Source organism: Enterobacter cloacae complex sp. P15RS, assembly GCF_014895905.1.
In the GTDB taxonomy this organism is placed as follows: Bacteria; Pseudomonadota; Gammaproteobacteria; order Enterobacterales; family Enterobacteriaceae; genus Enterobacter; species Enterobacter quasihormaechei.
In genome coordinates this window covers 145,902-168,765 of sequence record NZ_JADBQL010000007.1, presented here as the reverse complement: position 1 = coordinate 168,765, position 22,864 = coordinate 145,902, and the positions used below count along the sequence as shown (strand labels likewise).

Sequence of the window (22,864 nt, the reverse complement as noted above, 5' to 3'; positions counted from 1 at the left end):
AAAAGGAACCCCCATGTCCAGTTTGATTAACAGCGCCATGAGTGGCCTCAGTGCTGCGCAGTCGGCACTCAATACCGTCAGTAATAATATTTCAAGCTACAACGTGGCAGGTTATACCCGCCAGACCACCATTCTGGGCGCATCAAACAGCACCCTGACCGGCGGCGGTTGGGTGGGTAACGGGGTCTATGTCTCCGGCGTTCAGCGTGAATATGATTCATTTATCACCAACCAGCTGCGCGCGGCGCAGAACCAGAGCAGCGGGCTGACCACGCGCTACCAGCAGATGTCAAAAATTGACGACGTGCTTTCGGATACCACTAACTCGCTCTCTGCCAACCTCCAGGATTTCTTTAAAAGTCTGCAAACGCTGGTGAGTAACGCAGAAGATCCGGCTGCACGCCAGACGGTACTCGGGAAGGCGGATGGTCTGGTAAACCAGTTCAAAACCAACGATCAGTATCTCCGCGATCAGGATGCGCAGGTTAATACGGCGATTTCTACCAGCGTCGATCAGATCAATAACTACGCGAAGCAGATTGCCAACCTTAACGACCAGATTTCCCGACTGACTGGCGTAGGGGCGGGCGCATCCCCGAACGAACTGCTCGATCAGCGCGATCAGCTGGTGAGTGAGCTGAACAAGATTGTCGGCGTGGACGTGACCGTGCAGGACAGCGGCACCTATAACATTTCAATCGCCAACGGTTACACCCTGGTACAGGGCAGCAACGCAAGCCAGCTTGCTGCGGTGAAATCCAGTGCGGATCCCGCGCGTACCACGATTGCCTATGTGGATGCCGCCGCGGGTAACGTGGAGATCTCGGAAAAACAGATCACCACGGGGTCGCTTGGCGGGCTGTTAACGTTCCGTTCTCAGGATTTGGATCAGGCGCGAAATACGCTTAACCAGATGGCGCTGGCGTTTGCCGATGCCATGAATACCCAGCACCAGGCGGGCTTTGATGCGAACGGGGACAAAGGCGGTAAGCTGTTTGATTTTGGCTCCCCGGCGGTGCTGAGTAACGGCAAAAACACCGGGAACGCGGCCGTTACGGCAACGATGACGGACAGTACGAAGGTGCAGGCGACAAACTACAAAGTTGAGTACAACGGTACCGACTGGACCATCACCCGTCTGTCAGACAACACCAGCTTCACGGCCAAGCCGGATACAGGCGGTAACCTGTCGTTCGATGGTCTCAACGTCAACATTAGCGGTTCGGCCAATAATAAAGACAGCTTTATCGTGAAGCCGGTGAATGACGTCATCGTAAATATGGACGTGGCGATCAGCGACGAGTCCAAACTGGCGATGGCTTCCGCGAAAGGAAGCGGCGAAAGCGACAATACCAACGGTCAAAAGCTTCTGGATTTGCAGAGCGCCAAGCTGGTCGGTGGGAACAAAACCTTTAACGACGCGTATGCCGCCCTGGTCAGTACGGTGGGCAGCACCACGGCGTCCCTGAAAACCAGCAGCGAAACCAAGGTGAACGTAGTGACGCAGCTGACCAAACAGCAGCAGTCAATCTCCGGGGTTAACCTGGATGAAGAGTATGGCAACCTGCAACGCTATCAGCAGTACTATCTGGCGAATGCGCAGGTGCTGCAAACGGCGAGCGCGCTGTTTGATGCATTGATCAATATCCGCTAAGGCTGAGGCATAAAAAATGCGTATTAGTACTCAAATGATGTATGAGCAAAGCATGCGCGGCGTGACGAACTCCCAAAGCCTCTGGCTCAGCTACGGCGAGCAGATGTCTACGGGTAAGCGCATTAACCGTCCGTCTGACGATCCGATTGCCGCTTCGCAGGCCGTTGTGCTCTCTCAGGCTCAAACGCAAAACAGCCAGTATGCGCTGGCGCGCTCCTTCGCTACGACGAAAGTCTCTCTGGAAGAGAACGTGTTATCGCAGGTGACAACCGCAATCCAGGCGGCTCAGGAAAAGATTGTCAATGCGGGCAACGGCACGTTAAGCGACGATGACCGCGCTTCGCTGGCAACGAACCTGCAAGGTATTCGCGATCAGCTGATGAACCTGGCTAACAGCACGGACGGTAACGGTCGCTATATCTTTTCAGGTTACAAAACCGAAGCGGCGGCGTTCGACCAGGCGACCGGAACGTATCAGGGCGGCGGTACGCCAATCAGCCAGCAGGTTGACTCCGCGCGGACGATGCAAATCAGCCATACGGGCGCTGAAGTTTTCGACAGCTTCACCAGCAATGCAAAGCCGGAGCCAGATGGTAGCGCTCAGGAAACGAATTTGTTCAAGATCCTCGACGCTGCCATCGGTGCGCTGAATACGCCGGTTGGCGATGACGAAACGAAGGCCGAAGCGTTTACCGCGGCAATTGATAAAGCCAACCGTGGCCTGAGCAACTCCCTCAACAACGTATTGACCGTGCGCGCGGACCTCGGCATCAAGCTGGACGAGCTGGGCAAGCTGGATTCTCTGGGTGAGGATCGCGCGCTGGGCCAGACCCAGCAGATGAGTGACCTGGTGGACGTGGACTGGAACTCGGTGATTTCGTCCTACACCATGCAGCAGGCGGCGTTACAGGCCTCGTATAAAGCCTTTAGCGATATGCAGGGTATGTCGTTGTTCCAGATGAACAGATAATACTCAGACCTTTTAGAACATGTCTTGAAACTGGGCATGTTTTGTCTGCCCAACCCATCCGGGTTGGGCATTTTTTTTACACGCTTTCTGCCTGTGCGGACAGCACCCGGGCGCTTTCAATCACTCTGATAGCCAGCGCAATGGCGCCACACAGGGTCGCCAGCCCAACCACGCCCGTCCAGCCCGCCAGCGTATAGATATTGCTGCCTAATGCCGAACCCAGCGCCATTCCAATGAAAATGACGGTAAACAGCAGGGCGTTAAGACGTCCGCGTGCCTGCGGCTCAAGGCCGTAGACCAGGTTCTGGTGCGCCACGAGGCTGGACTGCAAGCCGAGATCGAAACCCACCGCAGAGATCGCTATCAGGATCAGCTGACCGTGTACACCCAGCGCCGGCATCAGGAACATCAGGGCAAACGACACGGTGACCAGTGCGGCACCCAGCTGGGTCACTTTACCGGCGCCCAGCTTATCGGCCAGGCCACCCGCCAGCGGTGCGGCCAGCGCGCCTGCGGCACCGGCAATACCAAACCCACCCGCCACGGCGCTGCCAAGGTGATAACGTTCCAGCAGCATGACCGCCAGCGTCGACCAGAACGCGCTGAAGGCAATCGACAGAAAACCCTGAGCCAGCGCGGCCCGACGCAGCGCCGGGTAGCGACGCCACAGGTGTTCCATGGAGCGCATCAGCGCCGGGTAGCTGAGCGTGGAGTGAACAGCGAAGCGGGGAAGCACGGCCCACATGGCTACGCCGACAAGCGCAATACTTGCGGCGGCCAGCTGATACATCACCCGCCAGCCGAAGGCTTCACCCACCACGCCGCTTACGGTTCTGGAGAGCAAAATGCCCAGCAGCAGGCCGGTCATCACCGTGCCGACAGTTTTACCCTGTTTCCCTTCCGGTGCCAGGATCGCTGCCGCCGGGACGATATCCTGAGCCATGGTAGCGGCCATGCCAATCAGCAGGCTGGTGAGCAGCAGGGAGTGCAGTTGTCCGGTCAGGCTACAGCCCAGCAAGAACAGCGCCAGGGCCGCACTTTTTATCAGGATCAAGGTCCTGCGGTCATGACGATCGCCGAGCGGGAGCAGAAACAGGATGCCTAAGGCGTAACCCGCCTGGGTGAGCGTCGGGACCATACCCATGCCTTCGATACTCAGGTGCAGGTCTGAGCCCATCAGCGGCAGCAGAGGCTGGGCATAATAGATGGATGCCACGCTGAAGCCAGCGCCAAGCGCCAGCATAACGATTACCCAGCGGCTCACGGCCTGGGTGGTGGTTGTGGTGGTGTTCATAAGATGTTCCTCATTCGTCGTGTGCGGCTATTTTTTATCAGGACGGCTTGCGACGGTAGCGGGCGCAGTGGTAAAACGCTTATACGTTGAACGTATGATAATAAAACCTATGAAAAGAGCTGAGCGTATAGACAGGGTAGAGCTGATGCGCACGTTCGTTCGCATCGTTGAGGCAGGGTCACTCTCTGCGGCGGCTCGCCAGCTGGCAACAACCCAGGCGACGGTAAGCCGACGGTTGCAGTCGCTTGAGACCATGCTGGGCGTGCGCCTGATGCTGCGTACAACTCATACAGCCCGTCTTACCGATGACGGCGAACGCTGCTATCAGCATGCCCGACGGGTGATTGACAGCTGGCTGGCGCTGGAAGACGAGGTGGGGCAGAAAGAGGAGGAGCCGGTCGGTGTTCTGCGGGTGAGGGCTCCCCACGCGTTTGGCCAGGATCAGCTTCTGAAGCCGTTAACCGAATTTTTGCAGCGCTATCCGCTGCTCTCAATCGAATGGATGCTCAACGATAGGTCAGTTGATTTCCTCGGCGACAACCTGGACTGTGCTATCCGGGTAGGCGCTGAAGTCGATCCGGCGACCGTGTCCGTGCTGCTGGCTGAAGTGCCGCGCTCGGTGGTGGCGTCGCCGGCGCTGCTGGCCCGTTTTCCCGCAGTTAACACGCCGGACGATCTGCAACACCTCCCCTGGATTGCCATCAGCTCTTTTTACCAACGTCATGTGGAGCTTTTTCATGAGGCATCACCAGCCACGGCGCGTGTGACCATTACGCCACGTCTGAGTACCGACAGCCTGTATGTGGCCCGCAATACGGCGCTCACCGGCCTTGGCGTGGCGGTGGTATCCAGCTGGACGGTGCAGGATGATATTCAGGAAGGGCGGCTGGTGCACTTGCTGCCGGAGTGGCAGCCGGCAGCGTTACCGGTGCATCTGGTTTACCCCTGGTCCCGCTACTATCCGGCGCGCTTGCGGCGTTTTCTGGAAATGATGCGGCAGATCATGCCGGAGGTCACCGGAATGAGAAAGCCCGTGCAGCAGCCATAAAAAAAGCCGACCCGAAGGTCGGCTTTCAGTCTTAGGGTGTGTTATTCCACAGACTGCGGACGGGTAGCAGGCGCAGTAGCCATGTGCGTTGCACTGTGACCACCGGCAGCACCTTTACCTTCGAAGTTGAATTCCGGACGTACCCAGTCGCTATGGCGCGGCGCTTCAGGCACATACTCTGGTGCCGGGGCGCGGGTCATAGGTGCTGTAGCAACGTGCGCAGGGGCTGGTGCGGCAACTGCCTCAACCGGCGCAGGCTTCACTTCAGGCGCTTTGACTTCTTCGACAACAGGTTTAACCTGAATCTCGACGTCCTGAACCACCTCTTCGGTAACCGTTTCGACGGCAACGTCTGCGGTTTCTTCCACTGCTGGTGCAGGTTCAGCGTGTTCCACGACCTCTTCAGCCACTACGGCATCTTCTTCGGCGATAATCTGCGGGGCGGCATCAACCGGTGCAGCAATCACTTCAGGATGGGTCGTTTCCACTTCCACAGCCTGTGGTGCCGCCGTTTCAACAGCCTGAGGCTCAACAACCTGCGGCTCTGCCACGGTTGCCGCTTCAGTCACGACGTTTTCTGCCGCGGCTACCGGTGCAATCACCTCTTCGGTTACAGCCTGCTCTTCAACAGCCTGCTCAGGGCGAGCAACCGGATAGCGGATCCAGACTTTACCGGAGGCCATCTCTGGTGACGCGCACGCCACGGTCAGCGGCATTGGCGACTGAGTCGGGTAACGCTCGTCACGGTAGCGACGACGACGCTGGCCGCTCACGCGCAGGTGACGTGGAGAACGGCGGGAGCGACGCGGCATGCCTGCGTTGTCACGGTTTTCGCTGCTCTCGTCCTGCTCAACCTGATTTTCCACCACGGCTGGCAGATCAACTTTCGCAACCTGTGTACCCGTTGTGCTTTCTGGCGCTTCGACCGCGATGACTTCGCTTTCTTCCGCCTGAGCAGCACCGACACGTACTTTCTGGGTCAGCTGACGCTGCTTGCGACGCGGCATAACCTGGGTGCGCTCTTCCTGCTCAGCGTCCTGCTGTTCTACAGGCGCTTCGCGATTCAGGTTTTTGACTTCCTGCTGAGCCTGGCGCTTCTCGTCGTTACGACGACGGCTACGCTCGCGGCGAGGCTGCTGCTCGTCTCGCTGTTTGCTCTTCTCGGACTCATCGCCCGCCTGCTGGCGAATTTCACGATCGTCAACGTTCTGCTGTTGCTTCTCGCGACGGTTGCGACGGTTGTCCTCGCGTTGCTCACGACCTTCGTTGTTCTCGGAACGATTATCACGGCGCTCATTACGATCGCCACGCTCGTTGCGGTCGTTACGATCGCGACGATTGTTCTGACGCTTACGACGGTCCTGCTGACGCTCTGGTTTCGCTTCTTTTGGCGCTTCTTTCGGCTGCTCAGGCTGAACTTCTTCGCCGGCAAACATTTTTTTCAGCGCACCGATGATGCGGCTCAGGAGACCCGGTTGCTCAGGCTGCGTTTTTGGCGCGGCAGGGGCGGCTTTCTGCACGGCAGGTTTTTCCGCTGGTTTTTCCAGCGTCGCTTCCGGCGGTGCTTCCGGCATGATGAAGGTTGCTAAAGCTGGCTGCTCAGGCAGTTTACGCTCGGCAGGCTCTTCGTCAGACGGCAGCGCCATTTCTTCTTCATGCAGCTTCGGCAGCAGGTAGCTGAGGGTGCTTGTCTCTTCGCCTTTACGGACGCGCAGCACGTGATAGTGCGGGGTTTGCATCTCGTCGTTTGGCACGATGATGCAGCGAACGCCACCCTGACGCGCTTCGATTGCGCTGACCGCTGCACGTTTTTCGTTCAGCAGGTAGGAGGCAATTGGCACCGGCACAATGGCGTGAACCTCTTTGGTGTTCTCTTTCAGCGCTTCTTCTTCAATCAGGCGCAGAATGGAGAGGGAGAGAGATTCATTGTCACGCACGGTACCCGTACCGGAACAGCGTGGACACACATGATGGCTGGACTCGCCCAGTGACGGGCTGAGGCGCTGACGGGACATCTCCAGCAGGCCAAAGCGAGAAATATGGCTGATCTGGATACGGGCACGATCCTGACGCACCGCTTCACGCAGGCGGTTTTCAACCGCGCGCTGGTGGCGAACCGGGGTCATGTCGATGAAGTCGATAACAATCAGACCGCCCAGGTCGCGCAGGCGGAGCTGGCGGGCGATTTCATCAGCGGCTTCAAGGTTGGTGTTGAAGGCTGTCTCTTCGATATCGCCGCCGCGGGTTGCTCGCGCGGAGTTGATGTCGATGGCGGTCAGCGCTTCGGTGGTATCGATAACGATAGAACCGCCGGACGGCAGACGCACTTCACGCTGGAAGGCAGACTCGATCTGGGATTCGATCTGATAGTGGCTGAACAGCGGGATTTCACCGGTGTACAGTTTAATTTTGCTGGTAAAATCCGGGCGACCCAGTGCGGCGATGTGCTGGCGAGCCAGCTCAAGCACTTTCGGGTTATCAATCAGAATTTCACCGATGTCCTGACGCAGGTAGTCACGGAAGGCACGCACGATGACGTTGCTTTCCTGGTGGATCAGGAACGGCGCTGGACGGCTTTCTGCCGCTTTCTTGATGGCTTCCCAGTGCTTCAGGCGGAAGCTCAAGTCCCACTGCAAGGCTTCGGCAGATTTGCCGACGCCCGCGGTGCGCACGATGAGACCCATGCCGTCTGGCAGCTCAAGACTTGCCAGCGCTTCTTTCAGCTCGGTACGGTCATCACCTTCGATACGGCGAGAGATACCCCCGGCACGCGGGTTGTTTGGCATCAATACCAGATAGCTTCCTGCCAGACTGATAAAGGTGGTCAGTGCGGCACCTTTGTTGCCACGCTCTTCTTTATCGATCTGAACGATAACTTCCTGACCTTCACGCAGAACATCTTTAATGTTCGGACGGCCATGGGAGTTGTAGTTGGCAGGAAAATATTCGCGGGCGATCTCTTTGAGAGGAAGGAAACCGTGACGCTCAGCACCGTAATCGACAAATGCAGCTTCAAGGCTTGGTTCAATGCGGGTGATTTTGCCTTTGTAAATGTTCGCTTTTTTCTGTTCGTGTCCAGGACTTTCGATATCCAGATCGTACAGGCGCTGCCCATCCACAAGGGCGACACGCAACTCTTCTTGCTGAGTTGCGTTGATTAACATTCTTTTCATCGTAACTTACTCGTTATTCTTACATTGACGACAAAGCTGCGGGCAAGGTGACGCTTTCCGGGGTATGAACCGATGGCCTCGTGTCTATTCACGTCGCCAACCTCACGGTTGTCGCTCGCTTAAGAGGCGCAGAGTGTCGGTTGCCTGTATTTCATACGGAAACACAGCGCAATTATCAGGGGAATTGCCTGGGAAAACTCTCCAGAGAACAATCCTTATACCGGGAAGTACTGCAACCCGCAGCCCGCTAACTGCCTGAAAGATCAATACGTCTTACGCCATTGCTGCGTGGATGATCGGTCAGACAAAATTGGTCATTCCGTCGAGATCCTTACAAAACCCGGATTTAACGCGGAAAACGGATTCATTATTCCACTGCTCGCCGGGTTATAGCAAGATGACTTTTACCAATTATCACCCGGTTACTCACAGTTTCTTCACTTCAACGGGGTGATTGGTTTAATAACCACCAAATCGATTGCGCGAAAGCGGAGTGTTCCGGATAAAAGTAAATATAAGCATAGAAAAATGAGTGGCGCTATTGCCTGACGCTATTTAGAATCGCCAACCATGAAAACAGAGACTCCAGCCGTAAAAATGGTTGCCATCGCCGACGATGACGCGGGGCAACGTATCGATAATTTTTTGCGCACCCAGCTGAAGGGCGTGCCAAAAAGTATGATTTATCGCATCCTGCGTAAGGGCGAGGTGCGGGTGAATAAAAAACGCGTGAAGCCTGAGTATAAACTCGAGGCGGGCGATGAAGTCCGCATTCCACCGGTACGCGTAGCAGAGCGTGAAGAAGAGGGCGTTTCTCCGAAGCTGCAAAAAGTCGCGGCCCTGAGCGAGGTTATCCTTTATGAGGACGACCACATTCTGGTGCTGAATAAACCGTCCGGAACGGCGGTACACGGGGGGAGCGGTCTGAGCTTCGGGGTGATCGAAGGTTTACGCGCGCTGCGCCCGGAAGCGCGTTTCCTTGAGCTGGTTCACCGTCTTGATCGTGATACCTCCGGCGTGCTGCTGGTAGCGAAAAAGCGTTCTGCCCTGCGTTCCCTGCATGAACAGCTTCGCGAAAAAGGGATGCAAAAAGATTACCTGGCGCTGGTGCGCGGCCAGTGGCAGTCCCACGTGAAGGTGGTGCAGGCACCGCTGCTGAAAAACATTCTGCAAAGCGGCGAGCGCATTGTTCGTGTTAATCAGGAAGGGAAACCGTCTGAGACGCGCTTTAAAGTAGAAGAGCGCTACGAATTCGCCACGCTGGTGCGCTGTAGCCCGGTGACGGGGCGTACGCACCAGATTCGCGTGCATACCCAGTTTGCGGGCCATCCGATTGCGTTTGACGACCGCTATGGCGATCGCGAATTTGATAAACAGCTGGCGGGTACGGGGCTGTCGCGTCTGTTCCTGCATGCGGCAGCGCTGAAGTTTACCCATCCTAATACCGGGGAAGTTATCCGTATTGAAGCGCCGCTGGATGAGCAGCTCAAACGCTGTCTGAAAGTTCTGCGTGGCTGATTTTGTGCCGGGTGGCGCTGCGCTTACCCGGCCTACATGTATTTCTCCCTCTTCCTGTGGGAGAGGGCCGGGGTGAGGGCATCAGGCCGCAACGGTCACATCGTCAGCGGATTACACTCTTCACGTCTTAACATCTGGCACAGCGCTATCAGCGGCAGACCCACCAGCGTGTTGGGATCCCTACCGTCCAGTTTGTCGAACAGCGCAATCCCCAGCCCCTCACTTTTGAAACTGCCTGCGCAGTTCAGAGGACGTTCCCGGCGCACGTAATCCATAATCTCCTGCTCGCTAAGATGACGAAAGTGCACGTCGAACGGCTCGCATTCGCTTTGCAGATGACCGGTGGCCGAATTATAAAGCGCCAGGCCCGTATAAAAGGTCACAATACTGCCTCGCGCACGCAGAAGCTGCTGGCAGGCGTTTTCTTCCGTATGCGGTTTGCCGGTGATTTCGCCGTCCAGCACGCAAACCTGATCGGAGCCTATAATCAGATGAGCAGGGTAGCGTTCGGCCAACGATTGCGCTTTCTCCTTTGCGAGACGGGTCACCAGATGACGTGGCGACTCTCCCGGCTGTGGCGTCTCATCAACGTTGGGTGCGGCGCATTCAAACGGGATCCCGAGCTTTTCCAGCAGCATTCGGCGATAGGGTGAAGTGGAAGCAAGTACGAGATTTGGCATATTTTTATCACCAGATATAGCGTATCGATGCCAGCCATTTTAAACTACAGGCCGCAATGTGTGCGAATAATTGGCAAAAGGCAGCTCTGGTTGCCTTTTTCTTTGACTCTATGACGTTACAAAGTTAATATGCGCGCCCTATGCAAAAGGTAAAATTACCCCTGACTCTTGATCCGGTTCGTACGGCTCAAAAACGCCTCGATTACGAAGGAATTTATTCTTCCGATCAGGCCGAGCGTATTGCCGAGTCTGTAGTCAGTGTGGACAGTGATGTAGAATGCTCCATGTCGTTCGCTATCGATAACCAGCGTCTCGCCGTCTTAACCGGTGATGCAAAGGTAACGGTAACGCTCGAATGTCAGCGTTGCGGGAAACCGTTCGTACAGCATGTTCACACAACGTATTGTTTTAGTCCGGTTCGTTCTGACGAACAGGCTGAAGCACTCCCGGAAGCGTATGAGCCGATTGAGGTTAACGAATTCGGTGAAATCGATCTTCTGGCTCTGGTTGAAGATGAAGTCATCCTCTCCTTGCCAGTGGTTCCGGTGCATGATTCTGAACACTGTGAAGTGTCCGAGGCGGACATGGTCTTTGGGGAACTGCCTGATGAAGCGCAAAAACCAAACCCATTTGCCGTATTAGCCAGCTTAAAGCGTAAGTAATTGAGGAGTAAGGTCCATGGCCGTACAACAGAATAAACCAACCCGTTCCAAACGTGGCATGCGTCGTTCCCATGACGCGCTGACCGCAGTTACCAGCCTGTCTGTAGACAAGACTTCTGGTGAGAAACACCTGCGTCACCACATCACCGCTGACGGTTTCTACCGCGGCCGCAAGGTTATCACTAAGTAATCACGCGTCAGCGTGATTAGGCTTAGTGAGGAACTTCCCCGTGCAAACGGGGAGTTTACCGAACCAGGCTGCGACGATACCTTGACACGTCTAACCCTGGCGTTAGATGTCATGGGGGGCGATTTTGGCCCTACCGTGACAGTGCCTGCAGCATTGCAGGCACTGAATTCTAATTCGCAACTCACACTTCTATTAGTCGGTAATCCCGACACAATCACGCCATTACTTGCAAAAGCTGACTTTGAACAACGTTCGCGTCTGCAGATTATTCCTGCGCAGTCAGTTATTGCCAGTGATGCCCGGCCATCGCAGGCTATTCGTAATAGCCGTGGCAGCTCTATGCGCATGGCGCTGGAGCTGGTGAAAGAAGGGCGAGCGCAGGCTTGCGTCAGCGCGGGAAATACCGGCGCGCTGATGGGGCTGTCGAAATTATTGCTCAAGCCGATTGAGGGCATTGAGCGTCCGGCGCTGGTGACGGTGTTACCGCACCAGCAGAAGGGCAAAACGGTGGTGCTCGATCTGGGCGCTAACGTAGATTGTGATAGTACAATGCTGGCTCAGTTTGCCGTGATGGGGTCGGTGCTGGCAGAAGACGTGGTCGGGATTAACAACCCCCGCGTTGCGTTATTGAATATTGGTGAAGAAGAAACCAAAGGCCTGGACAGTATCCGCGACGCTGCGGAAATACTCAAACAGGTTCCCTCCATCAACTATATTGGTTATCTCGAAGCCAATGAGTTGCTGACGGGCAAAACGGACGTATTAGTGTGTGATGGCTTCACCGGAAACGTAACGTTGAAGACCATGGAAGGGGTCGTACGAATGTTCCTTTCCCTGCTGAAATCGCAGGGAGACGGTAAAAAAAGGTCTTGGTGGCTGATTTTATTAAAGCGTTGGTTACAAAAAAGCCTGACGCGGCGATTCAGTCACCTCAACCCCGACCAGTATAATGGCGCCTGTCTGTTAGGATTGCGCGGCATCGTGATTAAGAGTCATGGCGCCGCCAATCAGCGAGCCTTTACCGTCGCGATTGAACAGGCAGTGCAGGCGGTGCAGCGACAAGTTCCTCAGAGGATTGCCGCTCGCCTGGGATCTGTATTAGCTAAAAGTGACTGAGCGTACATGTATACGAAGATTTTAGGTACCGGCAGCTACCTGCCAAAACAAGTGCGTACCAACGCCGATCTTGAAAAAATGGTAGATACGTCTGACGAGTGGATTGTCACGCGCACAGGTATCCGTGAACGTCGTATCGCCGCGCCAGACGAAACTGTGTCCACCATGGGCTACGAAGCCGCTCAGCGCGCGCTTGAGATGGCAGGCATTGATAAAGAACAGATCGGGCTTATTGTGGTGGCGACAACGTCTGCCACGCATGCCTTCCCAAGCGCGGCGTGCCAGGTGCAGAACATGCTCGGCATTAAAGGCTGCCCGGCGTTTGACGTTGCCGCAGCGTGTGCGGGCTTCACCTATGCGCTGAGCATCGCCGATCAGTACGTGAAATCGGGCGCGGTAAAATATGCGCTGGTGATCGGCGCTGACGTGCTGGCGCGTACCTGCGATCCAACCGATCGCGGCACGATCATTATTTTTGGCGACGGTGCGGGCGCGGTACTGCTGGGGCAGTCCGACGAGCCGGGCATCATCTCCACGCATCTGCATGCTGACGGTCGCTACGGCGAACTGTTAACGCTGCCTAACGCCGATCGCGTTAACCCGGACAGCGCGATCTACCTGACGATGGCGGGTAACGAGGTGTTTAAGGTGGCCGTCACTGAACTGGCCCACATCGTTGACGAGACGCTGGAAGCAAATAATCTGGACCGCGCCGCGCTCGACTGGCTGGTGCCACACCAGGCTAACCTGCGTATTATCAGCGCGACGGCGAAGAAGCTGGGCATGTCAATGGATAACGTTGTGGTGACGCTCGATCGCCACGGCAATACCTCTGCGGCATCGGTACCGTGCGCATTTGACGAAGCGGTACGCGATGGACGAATTAAACGGGGCCAACTGGTCTTGCTTGAAGCCTTCGGTGGTGGGTTCACCTGGGGTTCCGCGCTGGTTCGTTTCTAGGATAAGGATTAAAAAATGACGCAATTTGCTTTTGTGTTCCCGGGACAGGGCTCGCAATCCGTTGGGATGTTGTCTGAAATGGCGGCAAACTACCCGGTTATCGAAGAGACTTTCCGTGAAGCTTCTGACGCGCTGGGTTATGATCTGTGGGCGCTGACCCAGCAGGGTCCGGCCGAAGAGCTGAACAAAACCTGGCAGACCCAACCGGCACTGCTGGCTGCCTCCGTCGCGCTGTGGCGCGTATGGCAGCAGCAGGGCGGCAAAGCGCCAGCGTTGATGGCGGGCCACAGCCTCGGCGAATATTCTGCGCTGGTCTGTGCGGGCGTTATTGCCTTTGCTGATGCGGTTCGTCTGGTTGAATTGCGTGGTAAATTCATGCAGGAAGCGGTGCCAGAAGGCACGGGCGGCATGTCTGCCATCATCGGTCTTGATGATGCTTCTATTGCGAAAGCGTGTGAAGAATCTGCTGAAGGTCAGGTGGTTTCTCCGGTAAACTTCAACTCGCCGGGCCAGGTAGTTATTGCCGGTCATAAAGAAGCGGTTGAACGTGCCGGTGCCGCCTGTAAAGCTGCGGGCGCGAAGCGCGCGCTGCCGCTGCCGGTGAGCGTGCCGTCTCACTGTGCTCTGATGAAGCCTGCTGCCGATAAGCTGGCGGTTGAGCTGGAAAAAATGACCTTTAACGCACCGACGATTTCCGTTGTGAATAACGTCGATGTGAAATGCGAAACCGCACCCGACGCTATCCGTAACGCGCTGGTTCGCCAGCTTTACAGCCCGGTGCAGTGGACCAAAACCGTTGAGTTTATGGCGTCTCAGGGCGTTGAGCATCTGTACGAAGTCGGCCCTGGTAAAGTTCTCACCGGCCTGACGAAGCGTATTGTTGACACCCTGACGGCCTCGGCGATTAACGAGCCGGAAGCAATGAAAGCGGCACTCTCGCAATAAAAGAGGAATACCATGAGTTTTGAAGGAAAAATTGCCCTGGTGACCGGCGCAAGCCGCGGTATCGGGCGTGCTATTGCTGAAACACTGGTTGCGCGCGGCGCGAAAGTGATCGGGACTGCGACCAGTGAGAAGGGCGCAGAGGCCATCAGCGAGTATCTGGGTGCGAACGGTAAAGGTCTGGTACTGAATGTGACTGAGCCAGCATCTATCGAATCTGTTCTGGAAAATATTCGCGCAGAGTTTGGCGAAGTGGATATTCTGGTCAATAATGCCGGGATCACTCGCGACAACCTGCTGATGCGAATGAAAGATGATGAGTGGAACGATATTATCGAAACCAACCTGTCATCTGTATTCCGTCTGTCAAAAGCGGTAATGCGCGCTATGATGAAAAAGCGTCATGGTCGTATTATCACTGTGGGTTCTGTGGTTGGTACCATGGGAAATGCTGGTCAGGCTAACTACGCTGCGGCGAAAGCAGGTCTGATCGGTTTCAGTAAGTCGCTGGCGCGTGAAGTCGCGTCCCGCGGAATTACTGTAAACGTTGTTGCTCCGGGCTTTATTGAAACGGACATGACGCGTGCGCTGACGGATGATCAGCGTGCGGGTACGCTGGCGGCAGTTCCGGCGGGTCGTCTTGGCGACCCTAAAGAAATCGCCAGCGCGGTTGCATTTTTAGCCTCTGACGAAGCGGGTTACATCACTGGTGAAACCCTCCACGTCAACGGCGGGATGTACATGGTTTAATCACGATCGAAAATATTTGCGTTATTTGGGCAAATGGCCTCAAAATAACGTAAAATCGTGGTAAGACCTGCCGGGATTTAGTTGCAAATTTTTCAACATTTTATACACTACGAAAACCATCGCGAAAGCGAGTTTTGATAGGAAATTTAAGAGTATGAGCACTATCGAAGAACGCGTTAAGAAAATTATCGGCGAACAGCTGGGCGTTAAGCAGGAAGAAGTTGTGAACTCCGCTTCCTTTGTTGAAGACCTGGGCGCAGATTCTCTTGACACCGTTGAGCTGGTAATGGCTCTGGAAGAAGAGTTTGATACTGAGATTCCGGACGAAGAAGCTGAGAAAATCACCACCGTTCAGGCTGCCATTGATTACATCAACGGTCACCAGGCGTAAGTGAACATCTCCAGGCGGTCATTCGACCGCCTGAGTTTTATCTTTTGTAGTCCCACGAATCTCTTTTTTTATCCCTCCCTGGAGGACAAACGTGTCTAAGCGTCGTGTAGTTGTGACCGGACTTGGCATGTTGTCTCCTGTCGGCAATACCGTAGAGTCCACCTGGAAAGCTCTCCTTGCCGGTCAGAGCGGCATCAGCCTAATCGACCATTTCGATACTAGCGCCTATGCAACGAAATTTGCTGGCTTAGTAAAGGATTTTAACTGTGAAGAGATCATCTCGCGCAAAGAACAGCGCAAGATGGATGCCTTCATTCAATATGGAATTGTCGCTGGCGTTCAGGCCATGCAGGATTCTGGCCTTGAGATTACGGAAGAGAACGCTACCCGTATCGGCGCTGCTATCGGCTCCGGGATTGGCGGTCTTGGCCTGATTGAGGAAAACCATACGTCTCTGATGAATGGCGGCCCGCGTAAAATCAGCCCGTTCTTCGTTCCGTCTACGATTGTAAACATGGTGGCAGGTCACCTGACCATTATGTTCGGCCTGCGTGGCCCAAGCATCTCAATCGCGACAGCCTGTACGTCTGGCGTGCATAACATCGGCCAGGCCGCGCGTATTATCGCGTACGGCGATGCAGATGCTATGGTTGCGGGCGGTGCTGAAAAAGCCAGTACCCCGCTGGGTGTCGGTGGCTTCGGTGCAGCGCGTGCGCTCTCAACCCGTAACGATAACCCGCAGGCGGCAAGCCGTCCGTGGGATAAAGACCGTGACGGTTTCGTGCTGGGTGACGGTGCGGGCATGATCGTACTGGAAGAGTACGAACACGCGAAAAAACGTGGCGCGAAAATTTATGCTGAAATCGTTGGCTTTGGCATGAGCAGCGATGCGTATCACATGACGTCACCACCAGAAAATGGTGCGGGCGCCGCGCTGGCTATGGCTAACGCGATCCGTGATGCGGGCATTACTCCGGCACAGATTGGCTACGTTAACGCACACGGGACGTCTACTCCTGCGGGCGATAAAGCAGAAGCGCAGGCTGTTAAGTCTATCTTCGGCGAATCTGCCAGCCGTGTACTGGTGAGCTCCACGAAATCCATGACCGGCCACCTGCTGGGTGCGGCGGGCGCGGTAGAGTCAATCTACTCTATCCTGGCGCTGCGCGATCAGGCTGTACCGCCAACCATCAACCTGGATAATCCGGATGAAGGTTGCGATCTGGACTTCGTTCCTCACGAGGCACGCCAGGTGAGCGGTATGGAGTACACCCTGTGTAACTCCTTCGGTTTCGGTGGAACTAACGGTTCTCTGATCTTCAAAAAGGTCTGAGTCTGATTAGTCACTGACGTTAAAAAAGGTCCGCTTGCCGGGCCTTTTTTATTAGGTGAAATCCACTTGTCCGGCTATCAACATCCTGCCAGACTGTGCCTCAACGCATAAGGAGCCACCATGTTTTTAATCAATGGCCTTGAGCAAGAAACGCTGCCGGCAAGCGACAGGGCGACCCAGTTTGGTGATGGCTGTTTCACGACCGCGCGTATTCTCGACGGTGGCGTGTGCCTGCTCGAAGCCCATATCCTTCGTTTACAAAAAGCCTGCGAAACGTTACTGATCCCCTTCTCAGCGTGGGGCATTCTCGAAAGCGAGATGCGTCGGCTGGCATCAGCGAAAACGAGCGGCGTATTGAAGGTGATCATAAGCCGCGGCAGCGGCGGGCGAGGGTACAGCGGCTCTGCCTGCCTGCATCCTACGCGGATCCTTTCCGTTTCAGATTATCCTTCCCACTACGCGCACTGGCGTGAAGAGGGCGTAGCCCTGGCGCTGAGCCCGGTACGCCTGGGACGAAACCCGATGCTTGCCGGAATAAAACATCTTAACCGCCTTGAACAGGTGCTTATTCGTACTCATCTTGAGCAGACGGAGGCCGGGGAGGCGCTGGTTCTTGACAGCGAAGGGTACATTACGGAATGCTGTGCGGCTAATTTACTCTGGCGGAAGGGCAGTGACGTATTCACGCCTTCGCTGGAGCAGGCCGGCGTCAACGGCATAATGCGACAGTTTTGTTTGCAACAGCTGGCACGCGCTGACGTTCGCGTTGTCGAAGTTAACGCAAAGGAAGAGGCGCTGCTGGCCGCGGATGAAGTTGTTATCTGCAATGCGCTAATGCCCGTTGTCCCCGTTCGCGCTTATGGCCACACGTGCTGGTCATCCCGCGAGCTGTTCCAGTTTCTGGCCCCGTTATGTGAGCAAACCAGGTAGTCATGAAGAAAATGTTACGCTTTGTCCTCCTTCTTATCGTTGCGTTCGGTATTGCCGGCGGAGCGGGAGTGTGGAAAGTCCGTCAGCTGGCGGACAGCAAGATCCTGATTAAAGACGAGACGATTTTTACCCTGAAAGCGGGTACCGGGCGGCAGGCGCTTGGTCAGCAGCTGTATGGTGACAAAATCATCAACCGCCCACGTGTCTTCCAGTGGCTGCTGCGTATTGAGCCTGAACTGTCCCACTTTAAGGCCGGGACCTATCGCTTTACCCCTGGCATGACCGTGCGCGAGATGCTGCAACTGCTGGAGAGTGGTAAAGAAGCCCAGTTCCCGCTGCGTTTTGTTGAGGGTATGCGTCTGAGCGATTACCTCAGGCAGCTGCGCGACGCGCCGTATATCAAGCATACGCTCAAGGATGATCGCTACCAGACGGTTGCGGAAGCCTTAAAATTCGACCATCCCGAGTGGATCGAAGGCTGGTTCTGGCCCGACACCTGGATGTACACGGCAGGCACGACGGACGTGGCAATCCTGAAGCGCGCGCACAACAAAATGGTCGCGGCGGTAGAGTCTGCCTGGAAAGGGCGAGCTGAAGGCCTGCCGTATAAAGATCAAAACCAGTTCATGACGATGGCCTCTATCATCGAGAAAGAGACGGCCGTCGCTGCCGAACGCGATCAGGTTGCCTCGGTGTTTATTAACCGTCTGCGCATCGGCATGCGTTTGCAGACCGATCCTACCGTTATCTACGGCATGGGCGAAAACTACAGCGGCAAGATTTCCAGAAAAGATCTGGAGACGCCAACGGCGTATAATACCTACGTCATTAGCGGCTTGCCGCCTGGACCGATCGCAACACCAGGAGAAGCCTCGTTGAAGGCTGCCGCGCACCCGGCCAGGACACCGTATCTCTATTTTGTGGCTGATGGAAAAGGGGGGCATACCTTTAACACCAACCTGGCCAGCCACAATCGCTCTGTTCAGGACTATCTGAAGGCACTTAAGGAAAAAAATGCGCAGTAAATACATTGTCATTGAGGGACTCGAAGGGGCGGGAAAAACCACCGCCCGTAACGTGGTGGTTGATACGCTGACATCGCTTGGCGTCGCCGACATGGTCTTCACCCGCGAGCCGGGCGGTACGCAGCTGGCGGAAAAACTGCGCAGTCTGGTTCTGGATATCAAATCCGTCGGCGATGAAGTTATTACCGACAAAGCGGAAGTGCTGATGTTCTATGCAGCGCGCGTTCAGCTGGTGGAGACGGTGATCAAGCCCGCGCTGGCAGAAGGGAAATGGGTAATTGGCGATCGCCACGATCTCTCAACCCAGGCGTATCAGGGCGGTGGCCGAGGTATCGATCAGGCCATGCTGGCTACGCTTCGCGACGCGGTTCTGGGCGATTTCCGTCCTGACCTGACGCTGTATCTCGACGTGACCCCTGAGGTGGGCCTGAAGCGCGCCCGGGCGCGCGGCGAACTGGACCGAATTGAACAGGAGTCTTTTGACTTCTTTAACCGCACCCGCGCGCGTTATCTGGAACTGGCCGGACAGGACAGTACCATTCGTACCATCGACGCGACGCAATCCCTGGATAACGTGACGCGTGATATTCAGCAGACCGTTACGCAGTGGGTACAGGAGCAGCAGGCATGAAATGGTATCCATGGTTGCGCCCGCACTTTGAACAGCTGATCAACAGCTATCAGGTTGGTCGGGGGCATCATGCGTTACTGATCCAGACCCTGCCGGGCATGGGCGATGATGCGTTGATCTACGCCATCACGCGCTTTCTGATGTGCCAACAGCCGGAAGGGCATAAAAGCTGCGGCAAGTGCCGGGGCTGCCAGCTCATGCAGGCGGGCACGCATCCTGACTATTACACCCTCGAACCCGAGAAGGGCAAAAATACGCTCGGCATCGACGCGGTGCGTGAGGTCAGTGAGAAACTGTACGAATATGCGCGTCTGGGAGGGGCGAAAGTGGTGTGGCTGAAGGACGCCGCGCTGCTCACGGAAGCCGCCGCCAACGCGCTGTTAAAAACGCTGGAAGAGCCGCCAGAAAATACCTGGTTTTTCCTCTCCTGCCGCGAGCCGGGCCGACTGCTGGCGACGCTGCGTAGCCGCTGCCGTCTTCACCACCTTGCAGCCCCCCAGGAGTCGTGGGCGCTCGCCTGGCTGGAGCGTGAAGTGACGGTGTCACAGGATGCGGCGCTCTCGGCGTTGCGTCTGTGCAGCGGTGCGCCTGCGGCTGCGCTGGCCTTATTGCAGCCGGAGGTGTGGTCCCAGCGTGAAACGCTTTGTCGTGCGGTTGAATCAGCCCTCGATAACCATGACTGGCTGAGCGTCCTGCCAGCGCTGAACAGCGATCAGGCTCCGGAACGGCTCCACTGGCTGGCCGCACTGCTGCTGGATGCGCTCAAAATCCAGCAAGGGGCGACGCTTCTGACTAACCCTGACGTGTGGACGCTGGTCACCACGCTGGCGAATCGCCTGTCCGGGTCGTCGCTGCACGCTATCCTTCATGATATCTGCCAGAGTCGTGAACAACTTTTGACGGTAACCGGTCTTAATCGCGAGCTTTTACTGACCGACCAGTTACTGCGTATCGAACACTACCTGCAACCGGGTGTCATACCGCCGGTTTCCCACCTCTGAGAGAGACATTATGTTTTTAGTCGACTCACACTGCCATCTTGATGGCCTGGATTATCAATCCCTGCATAAAAATGTGGACGACGTGCTGGCGAAAGCCGCCGAGCGCGATGTGAAATTTTGCCTGGCCGTGGCGACCACGCTGCCGGGCTACCGCACCATGCGTGAACTGGTTGGCGAGCGTAACAACGTTGTCTTCTCCTGCGGCGTGCATCCGCTGAATCAGGATGAAGCGTACGAGGTTGAGGATTTACGCCGCCTTGCCGCAGAAGAGGGCGTCGTGGCGATGGGCGAGACCGGCCTCGACTACTTCTACACGCCAGAGACGAAACCTCGGCAGCAGGAATCCTTCCGCAACCATATCCGTATTGGCCGTGAACTGAATAAGCCGGTTATCGTTCATACCCGCGACGCACGCGCCGACACGCTGGAGATCCTGCGGGAAGAAAAGGTGACGGATTGCGGTGGCGTACTACACTGTTTCACAGAAGACAGAGAAACGGCGGGTAAGCTGCTTGATTTAGGCTTTTATATCTCGTTTTCGGGGATCGTTACGTTCCGTAATGCTGAACAGCTGCGTGATGCCGCGCGCTATGTTCCCCTGGATCGTATTCTGGTGGAAACCGATTCCCCGTACCTGGCACCGGTGCCTCATCGCGGGAAAGAGAACCAGCCGGCGATGACCCGTGACGTTGCTGAGTATATGGCCGTTCTGAAAGGTGTCAGTATTGACGAGCTGGCTCGCGTGACCACGGAAAACTTTGCCAGCCTGTTCCATATCGACCCCGCCCGCCTGCAATCTGTCTGATACGCCTGTTTTTTTTAGGCTCGTAATTAATAAGCAAAACGAGTAAAGTTCACCGCCTCATTCAGGGCGGTGATGGCGTTTTTAGACACATCCAGACATGCTTTATGTAAATATCTGCAAGTTTTTTGGTCGTCTTGAACTGAAACGTGATAGCCGTCAAACAAACTCAGAGGGAATTATTTTACTCTGTGTAATAAATAAAGGGCGCTTAGATGTCCTGTCCACGGCGCGGTACTCCCCCCGGGCCAATGCGTGAAAGCGTAAAAAAAGCACAAATACTCAGGAGCACTCTCAATTATGTTTAAGAATGCATTTGCTAACCTGCAAAAGGTCGGTAAATCGCTGATGCTGCCAGTATCCGTACTGCCTATCGCAGGTATTCTGCTGGGCGTCGGTTCTGCAAACTTCAGCTGGCTGCCAGCCGTAGTTTCCCACGTGATGGCCGAAGCAGGCGGTTCTGTTTTTGCTAACATGCCGCTGATCTTCGCTATCGGTGTTGCGCTGGGCTTCACCAATAACGACGGTGTATCCGCTCTGGCGTCCGTTGTTGCTTACGGCATCATGGTGAAAACCATGGCTGTGGTTGCGCCGCTGGTCCTGCATTTACCTGCTGAAGAGATTGCCGCTAAGCACCTGGCAGACACCGGTGTTCTCGGTGGTATCATCTCCGGTGCGATTGCAGCGTACATGTTTAACCGCTTCTATCGCATCAAGCTGCCTGAGTATCTGGGCTTCTTCGCGGGTAAACGTTTTGTGCCGATCATTTCTGGTCTGGCCGCGATTTTCACCGGTGTGGTCCTGTCCTTCATCTGGCCACCTATCGGTACGGCTATCCAGACCTTCTCTCAGTGGGCGGCTTACCAGAACCCGGTTGTGGCGTTCGGTATCTACGGCTTCATTGAGCGCTGCCTGGTACCATTTGGTCTGCACCACATCTGGAACGTTCCATTCCAGATGCAGATTGGTGAATACACCAACGCAGCAGGTCAGGTGTTCCACGGTGACATCCCACGCTACATGGCGGGCGACCCAACGGCTGGTAAACTGTCTGGTGGCTTCCTGTTCAAAATGTATGGTCTGCCAGCCGCTGCGATTGCTATCTGGCACTCTGCTAAACCAGAGAACCGTGCAAAAGTGGGCGGTATCATGATCTCCGCAGCGCTGACCTCGTTCCTGACCGGTATCACCGAGCCGATCGAGTTCTCCTTCATGTTCGTTGCGCCGATCCTGTACATCATCCACGCGGTACTGGCAGGTCTGGCATTCCCAATCTGTATCCTGCTGGGTATGCGTGACGGTACGTCCTTCTCTCACGGCCTGATCGACTTCATCGTTCTGTCCGGTAACAGCAGCAAGCTGTGGCTGTTCCCAATCGTGGGTGCGGGCTACGCAGTGGTGTACTACACCGTCTTCCGCGTGCTGATCAAAGCACTGGACCTGAAAACTCCGGGTCGTGAAGATGCAACTGAAGACAGCAAAGCCGGTGCGACCAGCGAAATGGCACCTGCACTGGTTGCGGCCTTCGGGGGTAAAGAAAACATCACTAACCTGGACGCGTGTATCACTCGTCTGCGTGTGAGCGTTGCCGACGTGGCGAAAGTAGACCAGCCGGGTCTGAAAAAACTGGGCGCAGCGGGCGTCGTTGTTGCAGGTTCTGGTGTTCAGGCAATCTTCGGAACAAAATCCGATAACCTGAAAACCGAAATGGATGAGTACATCCGCAACAACTAAGCTGTGACCTGGGGAGACTAAGGCAGCCGAATGGCTGCCTTTTTTATTGGTGCGGGGTGG

21 protein-coding genes are annotated in these 22,864 nt (G+C 55.7%); 18 read left to right on the top strand and 3 right to left on the bottom strand.

Translation table 11 applies throughout. The annotated features are described in order from the left end of the window. The first annotated feature begins 13 nt into the window (after positions 1-13). Both flgK and flgL read left to right on the top strand, forming a co-directional pair. Positions 14-1,654: a flagellar hook-associated protein FlgK gene (gene flgK, locus IM267_RS05040; RefSeq protein ID WP_193032933.1), complete on the top strand. Its 1,641-nt coding sequence runs from the start codon at positions 14-16 to the stop codon at positions 1,652-1,654. Positions 1,655-1,670: 16 nt separating this feature from the next. Next, on the top strand, positions 1,671-2,624 hold the full coding sequence (flgL, locus tag IM267_RS05035) for a flagellar hook-associated protein FlgL (protein ID WP_063866359.1): 954 nt from the start codon (positions 1,671-1,673) through the stop codon (positions 2,622-2,624). A 76-nt stretch (positions 2,625-2,700) separates the two neighbouring features. Here flgL and IM267_RS05030 read toward each other — a convergent pair whose 3' ends face one another. Further along, entirely contained in the window at positions 2,701-3,918 is a 1,218-nt protein-coding gene (locus IM267_RS05030; protein WP_193032932.1) for an MFS transporter, read from the bottom strand. Positions 3,919-4,027: 109 nt separating this feature from the next. Between IM267_RS05030 and IM267_RS05025 the strand changes: the two genes are divergently transcribed. Further along, complete coding sequence (locus IM267_RS05025) at positions 4,028-4,966, top strand: LysR family transcriptional regulator (RefSeq protein ID WP_193032931.1); 939 nt, start codon at positions 4,028-4,030, stop codon at positions 4,964-4,966. Between the two features lie 41 nt (positions 4,967-5,007). On the opposite strand, the gene rne is transcribed toward IM267_RS05025, so the two are convergent. Further along, complete coding sequence (gene rne / locus IM267_RS05020; RefSeq protein ID WP_193032930.1) at positions 5,008-8,139, bottom strand: ribonuclease E; 3,132 nt, start codon at positions 8,137-8,139, stop codon at positions 5,008-5,010. 570 nt (positions 8,140-8,709) lie between these two features. On the opposite strand from rne, the gene rluC reads away from it, so the two are divergent. Continuing rightward, positions 8,710-9,657 carry a 23S rRNA pseudouridine(955/2504/2580) synthase RluC gene (gene rluC, locus IM267_RS05015; protein WP_193032929.1) on the top strand — a complete coding sequence of 316 codons (948 nt, stop codon included), beginning with the start codon at positions 8,710-8,712 and terminating at the stop codon, positions 9,655-9,657. Positions 9,658-9,752: 95 nt separating this feature from the next. Here the strand turns inward: rluC and IM267_RS05010 are convergent, their stop codons facing one another. Then, on the bottom strand, positions 9,753-10,337 hold the full coding sequence (locus tag IM267_RS05010; RefSeq protein ID WP_193032928.1) for a nucleoside triphosphate pyrophosphatase: 585 nt from the start codon (positions 10,335-10,337) through the stop codon (positions 9,753-9,755). Between the two features lie 140 nt (positions 10,338-10,477). On the opposite strand from IM267_RS05010, the gene yceD reads away from it, so the two are divergent. The 14 genes from yceD to ptsG all read left to right on the top strand — a co-directional run bounded on the left by yceD (position 10,478) and on the right by ptsG (position 22,804). Next, positions 10,478-10,999 (top strand): 23S rRNA accumulation protein YceD, encoded by a 522-nt coding sequence (yceD, locus tag IM267_RS05005; protein WP_003857966.1) that lies wholly within the window; start codon positions 10,478-10,480, stop codon positions 10,997-10,999. Positions 11,000-11,015: 16 nt separating this feature from the next. Continuing rightward, entirely contained in the window at positions 11,016-11,189 is a 174-nt protein-coding gene (gene rpmF / locus IM267_RS05000) for a 50S ribosomal protein L32 (RefSeq protein WP_003857964.1), read from the top strand. Between the two features lie 81 nt (positions 11,190-11,270). Next, on the top strand, positions 11,271-12,305 hold the full coding sequence (gene plsX, locus IM267_RS04995) for a phosphate acyltransferase PlsX (protein ID WP_203464446.1): 1,035 nt from the start codon (positions 11,271-11,273) through the stop codon (positions 12,303-12,305). Positions 12,306-12,311: 6 nt separating this feature from the next. Then, a complete protein-coding gene (locus tag IM267_RS04990; RefSeq protein ID WP_063866364.1) occupies positions 12,312-13,265 on the top strand; it encodes a beta-ketoacyl-ACP synthase III in 954 nt (317 codons plus the stop codon). A gap of 15 nt (positions 13,266-13,280) precedes the next feature. Then, entirely contained in the window at positions 13,281-14,210 is a 930-nt protein-coding gene (gene fabD, locus IM267_RS04985) for an ACP S-malonyltransferase (RefSeq protein ID WP_193032927.1), read from the top strand. 12 nt (positions 14,211-14,222) lie between these two features. Further along, entirely contained in the window at positions 14,223-14,957 is a 735-nt protein-coding gene (fabG, locus tag IM267_RS04980; RefSeq protein ID WP_023335278.1) for a 3-oxoacyl-ACP reductase FabG, read from the top strand. A gap of 154 nt (positions 14,958-15,111) precedes the next feature. Beyond that, a complete protein-coding gene (gene acpP, locus IM267_RS04975) occupies positions 15,112-15,348 on the top strand; it encodes an acyl carrier protein (protein ID WP_003857954.1) in 237 nt (78 codons plus the stop codon). 91 nt (positions 15,349-15,439) lie between these two features. Next, positions 15,440-16,681 (top strand): beta-ketoacyl-ACP synthase II, encoded by a 1,242-nt coding sequence (gene fabF / locus IM267_RS04970; protein ID WP_063866366.1) that lies wholly within the window; start codon positions 15,440-15,442, stop codon positions 16,679-16,681. Positions 16,682-16,801: 120 nt separating this feature from the next. Further along, a complete protein-coding gene (pabC, locus tag IM267_RS04965; RefSeq protein ID WP_112791718.1) occupies positions 16,802-17,611 on the top strand; it encodes an aminodeoxychorismate lyase in 810 nt (269 codons plus the stop codon). A 2-nt stretch (positions 17,612-17,613) separates the two neighbouring features. Further along, positions 17,614-18,636, top strand: coding sequence for a cell division protein YceG (gene yceG, locus IM267_RS04960; protein WP_102749687.1), 1,023 nt, complete (start codon positions 17,614-17,616; stop codon positions 18,634-18,636). Then, on the top strand, positions 18,626-19,267 hold the full coding sequence (gene tmk, locus IM267_RS04955; RefSeq protein ID WP_193032926.1) for a dTMP kinase: 642 nt from the start codon (positions 18,626-18,628) through the stop codon (positions 19,265-19,267). Before yceG ends, tmk begins: the two co-directional genes overlap by 11 nt. Further along, positions 19,264-20,268, top strand: coding sequence for a DNA polymerase III subunit delta' (gene holB / locus IM267_RS04950; RefSeq protein WP_063866370.1), 1,005 nt, complete (start codon positions 19,264-19,266; stop codon positions 20,266-20,268). Before tmk ends, holB begins: the two co-directional genes overlap by 4 nt. Positions 20,269-20,278: 10 nt before the next feature. Beyond that, the gene (locus IM267_RS04945; protein WP_063449058.1) at positions 20,279-21,073 is read left to right on the top strand and encodes a metal-dependent hydrolase; all 795 of its coding nucleotides are present in this window, start codon (positions 20,279-20,281) and stop codon (positions 21,071-21,073) included. 297 nt (positions 21,074-21,370) lie between these two features. Further along, on the top strand, positions 21,371-22,804 hold the full coding sequence (gene ptsG / locus IM267_RS04940; RefSeq protein ID WP_003857942.1) for a PTS glucose transporter subunit IIBC: 1,434 nt from the start codon (positions 21,371-21,373) through the stop codon (positions 22,802-22,804). The last annotated feature ends 60 nt before the right edge of the window (positions 22,805-22,864 follow it).

Bases quoted from the DNA above. Each gene is read 5' to 3' on its own strand.
- flgL (WP_063866359.1), top strand. From the start codon at position 1,671: ATGCGTATTAGTACTCAAATGATGTATGAGCAAAGCATGCGCGGCGTG.
- IM267_RS05010 (WP_193032928.1), bottom strand. From the start codon at position 10,337: ATGCCAAATCTCGTACTTGCTTCCACTTCACCCTATCGCCGAATGCTG.
- IM267_RS04990 (WP_063866364.1), top strand. From the start codon at position 12,312: ATGTATACGAAGATTTTAGGTACCGGCAGCTACCTGCCAAAACAAGTG.
- IM267_RS05025 (WP_193032931.1), top strand. From the start codon at position 4,028: ATGAAAAGAGCTGAGCGTATAGACAGGGTAGAGCTGATGCGCACGTTC.
- ptsG (WP_003857942.1), top strand. From the start codon at position 21,371: ATGTTTAAGAATGCATTTGCTAACCTGCAAAAGGTCGGTAAATCGCTG.
- tmk (WP_193032926.1), top strand. From the start codon at position 18,626: ATGCGCAGTAAATACATTGTCATTGAGGGACTCGAAGGGGCGGGAAAA.
- IM267_RS05030 (WP_193032932.1), bottom strand. From the start codon at position 3,918: ATGAACACCACCACAACCACCACCCAGGCCGTGAGCCGCTGGGTAATC.
- rluC (WP_193032929.1), top strand. From the start codon at position 8,710: ATGAAAACAGAGACTCCAGCCGTAAAAATGGTTGCCATCGCCGACGAT.
- fabD (WP_193032927.1), top strand. From the start codon at position 13,281: ATGACGCAATTTGCTTTTGTGTTCCCGGGACAGGGCTCGCAATCCGTT.
- IM267_RS04945 (WP_063449058.1), top strand. From the start codon at position 20,279: ATGTTTTTAGTCGACTCACACTGCCATCTTGATGGCCTGGATTATCAA.
- flgK (WP_193032933.1), top strand. From the start codon at position 14: ATGTCCAGTTTGATTAACAGCGCCATGAGTGGCCTCAGTGCTGCGCAG.
- rne (WP_193032930.1), bottom strand. From the start codon at position 8,139: ATGAAAAGAATGTTAATCAACGCAACTCAGCAAGAAGAGTTGCGTGTC.
- yceG (WP_102749687.1), top strand. From the start codon at position 17,614: ATGAAGAAAATGTTACGCTTTGTCCTCCTTCTTATCGTTGCGTTCGGT.
- holB (WP_063866370.1), top strand. From the start codon at position 19,264: ATGAAATGGTATCCATGGTTGCGCCCGCACTTTGAACAGCTGATCAAC.
- fabG (WP_023335278.1), top strand. From the start codon at position 14,223: ATGAGTTTTGAAGGAAAAATTGCCCTGGTGACCGGCGCAAGCCGCGGT.
- yceD (WP_003857966.1), top strand. From the start codon at position 10,478: ATGCAAAAGGTAAAATTACCCCTGACTCTTGATCCGGTTCGTACGGCT.
- acpP (WP_003857954.1), top strand. From the start codon at position 15,112: ATGAGCACTATCGAAGAACGCGTTAAGAAAATTATCGGCGAACAGCTG.
- rpmF (WP_003857964.1), top strand. From the start codon at position 11,016: ATGGCCGTACAACAGAATAAACCAACCCGTTCCAAACGTGGCATGCGT.
- pabC (WP_112791718.1), top strand. From the start codon at position 16,802: ATGTTTTTAATCAATGGCCTTGAGCAAGAAACGCTGCCGGCAAGCGAC.